Source organism: Nonomuraea sp. NPDC049758, assembly GCF_040674635.1.
GTDB lineage: Bacteria > Actinomycetota > Actinomycetes > Streptosporangiales > Streptosporangiaceae > Nonomuraea.
In genome coordinates, this window is record NZ_JBFAMZ010000003.1 from 416,105 (window position 1) to 428,207 (window position 12,103).

Here is a 12,103-nt window from a genome sequence, read left to right on the forward strand (position 1 = left end):
CGCACCTCCTGTCCCCCGTGTTTCAGCAGGTCAATGCCCCTGCTCTGATCGGCTAAACGCTCACCTCCACCCGTCCGGCCGCCACCCGCACGGCGTAGACGGGCACCTGGACGGCCTCCTCGTCCAGGCACGCCCCCGACACCAGCGAGAAGACCTGCTTGTGCAGCGGCGAGGCCACGGTGGGCTCGCCCCACCTGGTGCCGACGATGCCGCGCGAGAGCACGTACGCGCCGCTGAACGGGTCGAGGTTGTCCAGGGCGTGCACGTGCCCCTCGTAGGTGCGGAACAGCGCCACCTGCCGGTCGCCGACCAGCGCGCAGACGCCGCGCTCCGGCGGCAGGGCCGCGTACTCGCAGACCGGGGTCCAGCTCATCGGGCCATCACCGGCCTGATCTGGCCGCGCTCGGAGGCGAACACGATCGACGGGTCGGGCACACCGGGGGCGTTGACGAAGCTGACGAACCTGCCCAGCTTCTCCGGGTCGTCCAGGGTCGCCGCCCACTCGTCGGCGTAGGTGGCGACGTGCTGTTCCATCTGGGCGTCGAGGTCGGCGCAGATGCCGAGCGAGTCTTCCATGATCACCTTCCGGAGATGGTCGAGGCCGCCGTCCAGCGACTCCAGCCAGGCGGCGGTGCGCTGCAGCCGGTCGGCGGTGCGGACGTAGAACATCAGGAACCGGTCGACGGTCCTGATCAGGTCGCCGGTGCTCAGGTCGGTGGCCAGCAGGTCGGCGTGGCGGGGCCGGAAGCCGCCGTTGCCGCCGACGTACAGGTTCCAGCCCTGCTCGGTGGCGATGACGCCGAAGTCCTTCGACCTGGCCTCGGCGCACTCGCGGGCGCAGCCGGACACGGCCGACTTGAGCTTGTGCGGCGAGCGCAGGCCGCGGTAGCGCAGCTCCAGGGCGATGGCCAGGCCGACGGAGTCCTGGACGCCGTAGCGGCACCAGGTGGAGCCCACGCACGACTTCACCGTGCGCAGCGCCTTGCCGTAGGCGTGGCCGGACTCGAAGCCGGCGTCCACCAGGCGTCGCCAGATCTCCGGGAGCTGCTCGACCCGGGCGCCGAACAGGTCGATGCGCTGGCCGCCGGTGATCTTGGTGTAGAGCCCGAAGTCGCGGGCGACCTCGCCGATCACGATGAGCTTGTCCGGCGTGATCTCGCCGCCCGGGATGCGCGGGACGACCGAGTACGTGCCGTTTTTCTGGATGTTGGCGAGGAAGGCGTCGTTGGTGTCCTGCAACGCGGCCCGCTCGCCGTCGAGCACGTGCCCGTTGTGCAGCGAGGCCAGGATCGAGGCCACCGCGGGCTTGCAGACGTCGCAGCCGCGCCCCTGCCCGTGCTCGGCGATGAGCCGGGAGAACGTCGTGATCTTCCGCACCCGGACGATGTCGAACAGCTCGGCCCGCGAGTACGCGAAGTGCTCGCACAGCGACCTGCCGACCTCGACCCCCGACTCCTCCAGGAGCTGCCTGAGCATCGGCACGCAGCTCCCGCACGTGGTGCCGGCCCGCGTGCACGCCTTGAGGCCGGGCACGTCGGTCACGCCCAGCTCGGCGACGGCGTGCCGGACGTCCCCCGCGCACACGTTGTTGCAGGAGCAGACCTGCGCGTCGCCGGGCAGGTCGAGCGGCGCCCCGGAACCGCTGAACAACAGGTCGGAGGGCGGCGCGGGCAACGGCTTGCCGACGAACGGCCGCAGCGCCGCGTACGGCCCGGCGTCCCCCACGCAGATGCCGCCGAGCAGCGTGCGGGCGTCGTCGCTGATGAACAGCTTCTTGTAGATCCCGGCGACCGGGTCCATGTAGGTGACGTCGAGGGCGCCGTCCATCGCGCCGAACTGGGCGACCTCGACGCCGAGCAGCTTCAGCTTCGTGGAGGTGTCCCCGCCCGCGAACGACGACGTCCCGCCCATGATCCGGTCGGCGGCCACCTCGGCCATCGTGTTGCACGGCCCGACCAGGCCGTGGACCGTGCCGCCGGCCAGCGCGCACTCGCCGATCGCGTAGACCGACGGGTCGGAGGTGCGCATGCCGTCGTCGACCACGACGCCGCCCCGCTTCCCCACCTCCAGCCCGCACGCCCTGGCCAGCTCGTCGCGCGGCCTGACGCCCGCCGAGAACACCACGACCTGGCCCTCGATCAGCGTGCCGGACGGCGTGCGCACCCCGGCGACCCGGCCGTCCGGCCCGGTGACGACCTCCTGGACGCCCGACCCGGCGTGCACGCCGAGCCCGAGGGCCTCGATGTGGCCCTTCAGCACCGCGCCGCCGCCATCGTCCACCTGGCGGGGCATCAGCCAGGGGCTCATCTCGACGATGTGCGCCCTCAGGCCGAGCGCCTGCAGCGCGTCGGCCGCCTCCAGGCCGAGCAGGCCGCCGCCGACCACGACGCCCTCGGCCGCGTGCCGGGCTGCCGCCCGGATGGCGTCCAGGTCGTCGATCGTGCGGTAGACGTGGGCGTGCTCGCGTCCTGGCACCGAGGGCACGAACGGCGCCGACCCGGTGGCCAGCACGAGCACGTCGTACGGCTCGGCGGCCCCGCCCTCGACGGTCACCGTCCGCGCCGCCCGGTCGACGGCCACGGCCCGGCTGCCCAGCCGCGTCACGGTCCCGGCGGGCACCGGGTAGGTGAGGTCGGCCAGGGTGGCCCCCGACAGGTACGAGGTCAGCGCCACCCGGTCGTAGGCCGGGCGCGGCTCCTCCCCGATGACGGTGATCCGCCCGTCGAAGCCCCGGCTCGCCAGGGTCTCCACGAAGCGGTGCGCGGCCGGGCCGTACCCGACGACGACGATCCTCCTCATACCGGCACTCCTTCCTGATCGCACAACCAGCCGACGATGCCCTCCACGGCGTCGCGGCAGGTGCCGCAGCCGGTGGTGGCCCTGGTGGCGGCGGCCACCCCGGCCACGTCCCGGGCGCCGGCCTCCCAGCACGCCCGGATCTGTCCCTTGGTCACGTTGTTGCACCGGCAGACCTCGGTCGCGTCCGGCATCAGCATCGGACTGTCCGCGACCGGCGCCGGCGACAGGCCAGGGAACAGCAGCCCCGCGCGGTCGCCCGGCACCGGGCCGCCGCGGTCGAAGAGCTGGGTGAGGGTGCCGACGGCGTCGCTCTCGCCCAGCAGGATCGCGCCCACCAGCCGCCCGTCGCGGATGACGAGCTTGCGGTAGGTGCCGCGGGCGCGGTGGCTGAAGCGCACCACCTCGGCGTGCTCCTCGCCGAGCTGCGTCTCGCCCATGGCGGCCAGCTCGACGCTCCTGGCCTTGAGCCTGGTGACCAGCCGGGAGCCGCGGTAGCGGGCCTTGCCGCCGGTGATCACCTCGGCGGCCACGGCGGCCTGCTCCCAGGCGGGGGCGACCAGGCCGTACACGGTGCCGTCGTGCTCGGCGCACTCGCCGACGGCGAAGATCGACGGGTCGCCGGTGCGCAGCTCGTCGTCCACGACGACGCCGCGCCGCACCTCCAGCCCCGCCGCGGCGGCGAGCCCGGTGACCGGGCGCACCCCGCAGGCCAGGACGACCAGGTCGGCCTCGACCAGCTCGCCGTCGGCCAGGCGGACCCCGTCCGGCTCGACCGCCGCCGCGCTGACGCCGGTGCGGGCCGCCACGCCGAGCCCGGCCAGCGTCTCGCCGAGCACCTGGCCCGCCTCGGCGTCGAGCTGGCGTTCCATCAGGTGCCCGGCCAGGTGCAGCAGCGTGACCGGCAGGCCGCGCCCGGCCAGGCCGCGGGCGGCCTCGATGCCGAGCAGCCCGCCGCCGACGACGGCCGCGCGGCGCGCCCGTCCGGCCGCCCGCACGATCCGCTCGCAGTCCGCCAGCGTGCGGAACGGCACGGCCCGCCCGACGCCGGGCAGCGGCGGCACGACCGCCTGGCTGCCGGTGGCCAGGACCAGCAGGTCGTACGGCTCGCGCCGCCCGTCCGCGGTCACCACGCGCCTGGCGTCCCGGTCGATGCGGGCGACCTCGGCGCCGGGCACGGCCTCGACGCCGTGCCCGGCGTACCAGGAGGGGTCCACCAGGCGCACCTGGTCGGGACGCGCGCTCCCGGCCAGCACGTCCGACAGCAGCACCCGGTTGTACGGCGGCCCCGCCTCGGCCCCGAACACGGTCACCCGCATCCGCGGGTCCCGCGCCCGCACCTCGCTGACCAGGCGTGACCCGGCCATCCCGTTCCCCACGACGACGAGCCTCATGAGTCCCTCTCCACCCTGACCGCGCAGACCTTGAACTCCGGCATGCCGGAGACCGGGTCGAGCGCCGGGTTGGTGAGCCGGTTGGCGCCCTCCCAGTGGAAGGGCATGAACACGGTGTCGCGCCTGATGGCGTCGCTGATCCTGGCCACCGCCCTGCTCCGGCCCCTGCGGCTGCTGACCCGCACCAGGTCGCCCGCGGCGACGCCGAGCTGCGCGGCCAGGTCGGGATGCAGCTCCACGAACGGCTCGGGGGCGGCCCGCACCAGCGACGCGATCCGGCGGGTCTGGGCGCCGCTCTGGTAGTGGGACAGGACGCGGCCGGTGCTCAGGTACACCGGGTAGTCCGCGTCGGGCTCCTCGGCCGCGGGACGGTGCTCGACCGGGACGAACCGGGCGCGGCCGTCCGGGTGGGCGAAGCGGTCCAGGAACGGCCGGGGCGTGCCGGGGTGGTCCTGCGACGGGCAGGGCCAGAAGACGCCGGTCTCGGCGGCGATGCGCTCGTAGCTGATGCCGGAGTAGTCCGCGACGCCGCCCGCGGCGGCCCGGCGCAGCTCGTCGAAGACGGCGGCCGGCTCGGTGTCGAAGCGGTGGCCGAGCCGGGCGGCCAGCCCGGCGATGACGTCCAGGTCGCTCCGGACGCCCTCCGGCGGCGCGACGGCCCGGCGGCGGAGCAGGACGCGGCCCTCCAGGTTGGTCATCGTGCCGCTCTCCTCGGCCCACTGGGTGACCGGGAGCACCACGTCGGCCATGGCCGCGGTCTCCGAGCGCACCACGTCGGCCACGACCAGCAGGTCCAGACCGGCGATCCGGCCGCCGACGTGCCCGGACGCGGGCGCCGACACCACCGGGTTGGACCCGAACAGCAGCAGCGCCCGCGGCCCCCGCGGGGTGCCGAGCGCGTCCAGCAGCTCGTACGCCGTCCGCCCCGGCCCCGGCAGGTCCTCGGCCCGCACGCCCCACACCCGCGCGACGTGCGCGCGGGCCGCCGGGTCGTCGATCCTGCGGTAGCCAGGGAGCTGGTCGGCCTTCTGGCCGTGCTCCCTGCCGCCCTGGCCGTTGCCCTGGCCGGTCAGGCAGCCGTAGCCGGAGCCGTACCGGCCGGGCAGGCCGAGCGCCAGGGCCAGGTTGATGAACGCGGTGACGGTGTCGGTGCCCTTGGCGTGCTGCTCGGCGCCGCGCCCGGTCAGCACGTACGCGTTCCCGGCGGCGGCCAGCGCGCGGACGGCCTGCCGCATCCGGTGCACCGGCACCCCGGTGACGCGCTCGACGCGTTCTGGCCACCAGGCGGCCAGCGAGGTGCGCACGTCGTCGAAGCCGGTGGTCCTGGCGGCCACGTAATCCGCGTCCACGAGGTCGTCAGCGATCGCCAGGTGCAGCAGCCCGAGGGCGAGCGCCAGGTCGGTGCCGGGCGTGGGCTGCAGGTGCAGCCAGGCGAGCCGGGCCGTCGGGGTGCGGCGCGGATCGACGACGATCAGCCGCGGCCCCGACAGGTGCCGGACGAACGGCGGCATGGTCTCGGCCACATTCGCGCCGGCCAGCAGCACGACGTCGGCGTCGGCCAGGTCGGTGACCGGGAACGGCAGGCCCCGGTCCATGCCGAAGGCCCGGAGGGAGGCGGCGGCGGCCGAGGACATGCAGAAGCGGCCGTTGTAGTCGATCTGGCTGGTGCCGAGCGCGACCCTGGCGAACTTGCCGAGCTGGTAGGCCTTCTCGTTGGTCAGCCCGCCGCCGCCGAACACGGCCACGGCGTCGGGGCCGTGCTCGGCGCGGATCGCGCGCAGCCGGGCGGCGACGTGGTCGAGGGCGGTCTCCCACTCCACCGGCTCGCCGTGCAGGAGCGGCGTGGTCAGGCGTTCGCCGTTGGTGAGCAGCTCGGCCGCCGTCCAGCCCTTCTGGCACAGCGCGCCGGGGGCGTTGGCCGGGACGTCGGTCCTGGGCGTGATCTCCAGTGCGGGGCCGATCTCCATGCCGCACTGGAGGGCGCAGTAGGGGCAGTGTGTCTTCGTCATGTCAGACCCGCGCGTGGGCGAGGCTGGCGACGACCGTGACGCCGACGGTGCGCGTGTAGCACCACCAGGTCAGCGCCAGGCAGCCGGCGTAGAAGACGGCGAAGGCCAGGAACGCCGGCGCCGGGGTGCCGGCCGCGGCGAACGCCATGCCGAAGGCCCGGTTGACGAGGAACCCGCCGAGCGCGCCGACCGCCGAGATGACGCCGATCGCCGCCGCGGCCTGGCGCCTGCCGTGCAGCAGGGCCTCCGCGCCCGCGCCGCGCTCGGCGACCGCCTTGGCGTGGAAGATCGCCGGGATCATCCGGTACGTCGAGCCGTTGCCGATGCCCGCGGTGAGGAACAGCAGCTGGAAGGCCAGGAAGAACAGCCAGAAGCCGCCCGCGACGCCGGCCGCCCAGGCCAGCAGCACCCCTGCGCCCATGGCCGCGAAGTTCCACTGCGTCACCCGCGCGCCGCCCAGCCGGTCGGCCAGCCAGCCGCCCACCGGCCTGACCAGCGAGCCGAGCAGCGGCCCGGCGAAGGCGACCGCCGCGTACGGCGCCTCGGGGAACAGGCTCTTGCTCAGCAGCGGGAACGCCGTCGAGTAGCCGATGAACGACCCGAACGTGCCGACGTACAGGACCGACATGATCCACGTCTGCGCCCGTCCGGCCACCGCGAGCTGCTCGCGCGGCTCGGCCCTGGCGCCGGCCAGGTTGTCCATGAAGAACCACGCGCAGGCCGCGGCCACCACGATGAACGGGATCCAGAACCAGCCGGCGGCGGCCGTCCCGAGCGAGCCGATCACCAGCGGCACGACGAGCTGCACCGAGCTGACCCCGACGTTGCCGCCCGCCGCGTTCAGCCCGAGCGCCAGCCCCTGCCTGCCGCGCGGGTAGAAGTAGGTGATGTTGGCCATGCTGGAGGCGAAGTTCCCGCCGCCCACCCCGGCCAGCGCCGCGATCACCAGGAACAGCCAGTACGGCGTGCCGGGATCGTGCACCGCCACCCCGAGCAGCACGGCCGGGACCAGCAGCAGCGCCGCGCTGGCCACGGTGAAGTCGCGCCCGCCGAACCGGCCGGGCCCGAACGTGTAGGGCACCCGCAGCACGGCCCCGACCAGGTTCGGCAGCGCGACGAGCCAGAAGAGCTGGTCGGTGGAGAAGTCGTAGGCCCCCATCCTGGTGGCCACGACGCTCCACAGGGTCCAGACGGTGAACCCGAGATGCTCGGCCACGATGGAGAAGACCAGGTTGCGCCGGGCGACGTGCCTGCCGGTCCGCTGCCAGAAGGCCGGGTCGTCGGGGTGCCACTCGGTGATCCAGCGTGCCATCGATCTCTCCTCCGCTCGGCGTCGGGAGCACCACGGTAGGAGGGCCGCGTTACGCGTTCCGGCAGCCGGCGGGGGTACGGCGGTTACGGGTGATTCACCGCGGTAACAGGGCGCGCACAAGCGTCACCGGCGAAACACGCCGGTAATGATCGGAGTTCTGGCTGGTTACATGGTCTTCCCCGGGGTAACAGCACTCATGGCAAGGGGGGAATAATGATCAAAAAGCTGCACCAGATGGGCATCAAGTCAGGCCACATGTACGCCGCGGGGCTGGCGTCCATCGGCCTGTCCTTCGCTTCTTGGATGATCTCCAAGAACCAGGAGGGCGCGGGCCTCGACCGGGCCGACCGGTGGGGGATCTTCATCGGCGAGTGGGCGCCCACGTTCTTCGCGATGGGCGTCGCGCTGCGGATCGAGGAGACGCACAAGGACCTCGAAGAGCGCGGCACCGAGATGTTCGACAGCACGCAGGGCCAGCGGTCCCGCTCGCACGTCGGAGTGTGACCAGGAGGCCGCGCAGGTCATGCCGGGGGGCCGGCCTGCGCGGCACACCTCTTCACCGACGGCCTCAGCGGGACAGCCGCTCCAGCGGCTCGTCGGTCAGCCGGTACTTCAGCCACTCGTCCTGCCGCACGGCGCCGAGCTTGTCGTAGAAGGCGATGGACGGCTCGTTCCAGTCGAGCACCGACCACTCCAGGCGCTGGTAGCCGCGCTCGGCGCAGATCTTCGCCAGTTCCGCCATCAGCGCGCGGCCGTGGCCGCCGCCCCGGTGCTCGGGGCGCACGTACAGGTCCTCCATGTAGATGCCGTGCACGCCGCGCCAGGTGGAGTAGGTCAGGAACCAGATCGTGAATCCGACGGGCTCGCCGTCCTGCTCGGCGATGTGCGCGAACACGGCGGGCCGCTCGCCGAAGAGCGAGGTCCGCAGCATCTCCTCGGTCACGCGCACCTCGTGCGCGGCGTTCTCGTACGTGGCCAGCTCAAGGATCATGCGCACGATGGCGGGGACGTCTGCTGGGGTGGCGGGGCGAATCATGCGCACAGGGTAGCCAGCGCATTCGGTTGAACCGTCCACCGCCCCCGCACGTCGTTACGGCAGAACGGTATTCGGGGGACCGTCTGGAAGCTCAGCCCGGATGACCGAATGGGGACGGAAACCGTGGGCGTTTTAGAGGAGCTGGGGGTTCGCCTGCCCCCGTATCCGGACATCAGGCTCGCGCTCGTGCTCGGTGAGCGCGCTTTGTACGTGAACGGGGATCTGCAGACCGCCAGACGCTGGTTCGACTCGGCCTACCGGCAGGCCGAGGCGCGCGGCGACGTGCCCGCCCTGGCCACCGCGGCGCTCGGCCTGGGCGGGGTGTGGGTGCAGGAGCACCGCACGTGCGCGGAGTCGGAGATGGTGCGCGCGCGTCAGCGGCACGCGTTGTCGCTGATCGATCCGTACTCGTCGCTGGCGCTGCGGCTGCGGATCAGGATGACCGGGGAGGAGGACTACAGCGCGGGCGGGCACGAGGAGATCCTCCGGCTCGTCGCGCGGGCCAGGAGCGCGGGCGATCCGGCGGCGCTGGCCGAGGCGCTGAGCCTGGCCCACCACTGCCTGCTCGGGCCGGAGCACGGGCCGGCCCGCCTGGAGCTGGCCAGGGAACTGATCGGCCAGGCGGCGGTCACCCGGCGCAGGGGCGACCTGCTGATGGGCCTGCTGTGGCGGACGGTCGACCTCTACCTGGCGGCCGACCCGCACGCCGGACGCTGCCTGGAGGAGCTGCGGGGCCTGCTGGCCGAGCACGACCACCTGGCCGTCGGGTTCGTGACCGACGTGATCAGGGTGATGCTGGCCATCCGGGCGGGCCGGTTCGAGCAGGCGGAGAAGATGGCCGGCGACTGCTTCGAGCGCGGCGTCCAGGCCGGCGACATGGACGCCACCGGCTGGTACGGCGGCCAGATCGCCGCCATCCGCTGGTACCAGGGCCGCACGGCCGAGCTGCTGCCGGTGCTGGCCGACCTGGTCAGCTCGCCCACGCTCAGCCCGGTCGACAACTCCTACCTGGCGGGCCTCGCGCTGTCCGCGGCCACCTCGGGCGACCGCAGGGCGGCGGCCGGTCACCTGGCCCGGCTGCGCGGCCGGGACCTGGCCGACCTGCCGAGGTCGAGCACGTGGCTGTTCTCGATGTACTGCGTCGTCGAGACCGCCCACCTGCTGCAGGACGCCTCCGCCGCCGCCGAGGCGTACGCGCTGCTGCTGCCGTTCGCGGCTCTGCCGGTGGTGGCCAGCCTGGGCGTGCTCTGCCTGGGCTCGGTGCAGCACAGCCTGGGCATGGCCGCGCTCACGACCGGCGACGTGGACCGCGCCGCCGGGCACCTGGCGGAGGCCGTCCGGGCCAGTCTCGCGCTCGGCCACTGGCCCGCCGCGACGCTGTCGCGCTGGCGGCTCGGCCAGACGCTCGCGCTGCGCGACGGGCCGCACGACAAGGCGGCGCGGGCCGCCCAGAACGCCGCCGCGCAGGAGGCCAGGGAGCTCGGCATGGTGCTGCCCGCCGTGGTCGGCAGGGCGGGCGCGGCGCACGGGGCGTTCCGGCTGCGCAGGCACGGACGGCACTGGCAGGTCGAGCACGGCGGGCGGCTGGTGGTCGTCGAGCACAGCGTCGGCATGCAGCACCTGGCGGCCCTGATCGCCAACCCGGGGCGCGAGATCCTGGCCGCCGACCTGGCCGCGGGCGCGCCGGCACAGGACAGCGAGCCGGCCTCGGCGCAGCCGGTGCTCGACGACCTGGCCAGGGAGACCTACCGGCAGCGGCTGACCCAGTTGCAGGACGACATCGACGAGCTGGAGGCGATGAACGACCTGGAACGGGCCGCCGCGCTGCGGCTGGAGCGCGAGTGGCTGGTGGCCGAGCTGTCGGCGGCGACCGGGATCGGCGGGCGGGCGCGGCCGTTCACCGGCACGGAGGAACGCGCGCGGATCGCGGTGGGCAAGGCGATCCGGCGGGCGATCTCCCGCGTCTCGTCGGCCGACCAGGCGCTGGGGGACGAGCTGCGGGCCACCGTGCACACGGGCGTGCGGTGCAGCTACCGGCCCCGATGACGGCCGTACGGGCGTGCCCCCGCGGCGCGCCCGTACCTTTCGTCCGGGACACTGGTCGCAGGAACCAGACGAACGGACAAACAGTATGGAACACCGCACACTCGGACGTACGGGACGCCAGGTCGGCGTCGTGGGCCTCGGCGCCTGGCAGCTCGGCGCCGACTGGGGCGAGGTGAGCGAGGACGAGGCGTTCGCCACCCTGGAGGCGGCCGTGGCGGCGGGCGTCACGTTCGTCGACACCGCCGACGTCTACGGCGACGGCCGCAGCGAGCAAATCGTCGGCCGCTTCGCCAAGGCGCATCCCGGGCTCACCGTGGCCACCAAGATGGGCCGCCGGACGGCGCAGGTGCCGGCCAACTACGTGCTGGACAACTTCCGCGCCTGGAACGAGCGCTCCCGGCGCAATCTCGGCGTGGACACCCTCGACCTGGTCCAGCTCCACTGCCCGCCCACCCCGGTGTACTCCTCCGACGCGGTCTTCGACGCCCTGGACACGCTGGTCGCCGAGCAGAGGATCGCGGCGTACGGCGTCAGCGTCGAGACCTGCGAGGAGGCGCTGACCGCCATCGCCCGGCCGGGCGTGGCGACCGTCCAGATCATCCTCAACGCGTTCCGGCTCAAGCCGCTGGAGCGGGTCCTGCCCGCCGCCCGCGCGGCCGGGGTGGGCGTCATCGCCCGCGTCCCGCTGGCCAGCGGCCTGCTGTCGGGCCGCTACGACGAGCACACCGTGTTCGCCCCCGACGACCACCGCACCTACAACCGGCACGGCGAGTCGTTCGACGTCGGCGAGACCTTCTCCGGCGTGGACTTCGGCACCGGCCTGGAGGCGGTGCGGCGGCTGGCCGGGCTGGTGCCCGAGGGGGCGTCCATGGCCCAGTTCGCGCTGCGCTGGATCCTCGACCAGCCAGGCGTCTCGGTCGTCATCCCCGGCGCGCGCAACCCCGGCCAGGCACGGTCCAACGCGACCGCGGCCGACCTGCAGCCGCTTCCGGAGAAGACGCTGGAGGCCGTGCGGGCCGTCTACGACGAGCTGATCCGGCCACAGGTTCACGACCGGTGGTGAGCCGTTGACGGTACGGCTTTCCGGGCTCTAATGTTTAGGAAACTTTCCTAAGCAATTCTCGCCGCGCGCACACCTTCGAGGAGCCCCGCATGAACGCGAGAAGACGGACCGCCGGCTGCGCCGCCCTCGCCACGGGCCTGGTCCTGCTGGGCGCCCCGGCCGCCTCCGCCGCACCCACCGGCTGCACGTACCAGCTCAACCAGGCCGAACGCTGGGCCACCAGCTACTGCCCGAGCGGCACCGGCGAGCACCGCATCCACGTGATCCAGCGCCACTTCCTGCCCGAGGTCGGCCTGATCCCGATCGAGGGCCCGTGGGTGCCGGCCGGGCAGACCTCCTACACCGGGATCACGCCGCACACCACGGTGAGCGTCTGGGTGGACACGCGCGGATGAACACCAACGGATACGGCGGCTTCTGCCCGCACGCGACCATGAACGCCAACGG

10 protein-coding genes are annotated in these 12,103 nt (G+C 73.5%); 4 read left to right on the plus strand and 6 right to left on the minus strand.

What is annotated here, in order from left to right; translation table 11 throughout:
- Window positions 1-52: 52 nt before the first annotated feature.
- From nirD to AB0J46_RS10025, 5 genes are read right to left on the minus strand one after another with little or no spacing between them, the layout of a single operon-like run.
- On the minus strand, window positions 53-373 hold the full coding sequence (gene nirD / locus AB0J46_RS10005; RefSeq protein WP_364328960.1) for a nitrite reductase small subunit NirD: 321 nt from the start codon (window positions 371-373) through the stop codon (window positions 53-55).
- Window positions 370-2,799 carry a nitrite reductase large subunit NirB gene (gene nirB / locus AB0J46_RS10010; protein ID WP_364328963.1) on the minus strand — a complete coding sequence of 810 codons (2,430 nt, stop codon included), beginning with the start codon at window positions 2,797-2,799 and terminating at the stop codon, window positions 370-372. The genes nirD and nirB overlap by 4 nt, the downstream gene beginning before the upstream one ends.
- Window positions 2,796-4,190: an FAD-dependent oxidoreductase gene (locus AB0J46_RS10015; RefSeq protein WP_364328966.1), complete on the minus strand. Its 1,395-nt coding sequence runs from the start codon at window positions 4,188-4,190 to the stop codon at window positions 2,796-2,798. Before AB0J46_RS10015 ends, nirB begins: the two co-directional genes overlap by 4 nt.
- On the minus strand, window positions 4,187-6,199 hold the full coding sequence (locus tag AB0J46_RS10020) for a molybdopterin oxidoreductase family protein (protein WP_364328969.1): 2,013 nt from the start codon (window positions 6,197-6,199) through the stop codon (window positions 4,187-4,189). The genes AB0J46_RS10015 and AB0J46_RS10020 overlap by 4 nt, the downstream gene beginning before the upstream one ends.
- Before the next feature lies 1 nt (window position 6,200).
- Window positions 6,201-7,511: an MFS transporter gene (locus tag AB0J46_RS10025; RefSeq protein WP_364328972.1), complete on the minus strand. Its 1,311-nt coding sequence runs from the start codon at window positions 7,509-7,511 to the stop codon at window positions 6,201-6,203.
- A 213-nt stretch (window positions 7,512-7,724) separates the two neighbouring features.
- Between AB0J46_RS10025 and AB0J46_RS10030 the strand changes: the two genes are divergently transcribed.
- A complete protein-coding gene (locus tag AB0J46_RS10030) occupies window positions 7,725-8,015 on the plus strand; it encodes a hypothetical protein (RefSeq protein ID WP_352322735.1) in 291 nt (96 codons plus the stop codon).
- Between the two features lie 64 nt (window positions 8,016-8,079).
- Here AB0J46_RS10030 and AB0J46_RS10035 read toward each other — a convergent pair whose 3' ends face one another.
- The gene (locus AB0J46_RS10035; RefSeq protein ID WP_364328975.1) at window positions 8,080-8,547 is read right to left on the minus strand and encodes a GNAT family N-acetyltransferase; all 468 of its coding nucleotides are present in this window, start codon (window positions 8,545-8,547) and stop codon (window positions 8,080-8,082) included.
- Window positions 8,548-8,670: 123 nt separating this feature from the next.
- Between AB0J46_RS10035 and AB0J46_RS10040 the strand changes: the two genes are divergently transcribed.
- The 3 genes from AB0J46_RS10040 (at window position 8,671) to AB0J46_RS10050 (ending at window position 12,051) form a co-directional block, all read left to right on the plus strand.
- Entirely contained in the window at window positions 8,671-10,593 is a 1,923-nt protein-coding gene (locus AB0J46_RS10040; protein ID WP_364328978.1) for a hypothetical protein, read from the plus strand.
- An 85-nt stretch (window positions 10,594-10,678) separates the two neighbouring features.
- The gene (locus tag AB0J46_RS10045; protein WP_364328981.1) at window positions 10,679-11,656 is read left to right on the plus strand and encodes an aldo/keto reductase; all 978 of its coding nucleotides are present in this window, start codon (window positions 10,679-10,681) and stop codon (window positions 11,654-11,656) included.
- An 89-nt stretch (window positions 11,657-11,745) separates the two neighbouring features.
- On the plus strand, window positions 11,746-12,051 hold the full coding sequence (locus AB0J46_RS10050) for a hypothetical protein (RefSeq protein ID WP_364328984.1): 306 nt from the start codon (window positions 11,746-11,748) through the stop codon (window positions 12,049-12,051).
- Window positions 12,052-12,103 lie beyond the last annotated feature (52 nt).

Coding starts and splice junctions, on each gene's coding strand:
- nirD (WP_364328960.1), bottom strand. CDS start 373: ATGAGCTGGACCCCGGTCTGCGAGTACGCGGCCCTGCCGCCGGAGCGC.
- nirB (WP_364328963.1), bottom strand. CDS start 2,799: ATGAGGAGGATCGTCGTCGTCGGGTACGGCCCGGCCGCGCACCGCTTC.
- AB0J46_RS10015 (WP_364328966.1), bottom strand. CDS start 4,190: ATGAGGCTCGTCGTCGTGGGGAACGGGATGGCCGGGTCACGCCTGGTC.
- AB0J46_RS10020 (WP_364328969.1), bottom strand. CDS start 6,199: ATGACGAAGACACACTGCCCCTACTGCGCCCTCCAGTGCGGCATGGAG.
- AB0J46_RS10025 (WP_364328972.1), bottom strand. CDS start 7,511: ATGGCACGCTGGATCACCGAGTGGCACCCCGACGACCCGGCCTTCTGG.
- AB0J46_RS10030 (WP_352322735.1), top strand. CDS start 7,725: ATGATCAAAAAGCTGCACCAGATGGGCATCAAGTCAGGCCACATGTAC.
- AB0J46_RS10035 (WP_364328975.1), bottom strand. CDS start 8,547: ATGATTCGCCCCGCCACCCCAGCAGACGTCCCCGCCATCGTGCGCATG.
- AB0J46_RS10045 (WP_364328981.1), top strand. CDS start 10,679: ATGGAACACCGCACACTCGGACGTACGGGACGCCAGGTCGGCGTCGTG.
- AB0J46_RS10050 (WP_364328984.1), top strand. CDS start 11,746: ATGAACGCGAGAAGACGGACCGCCGGCTGCGCCGCCCTCGCCACGGGC.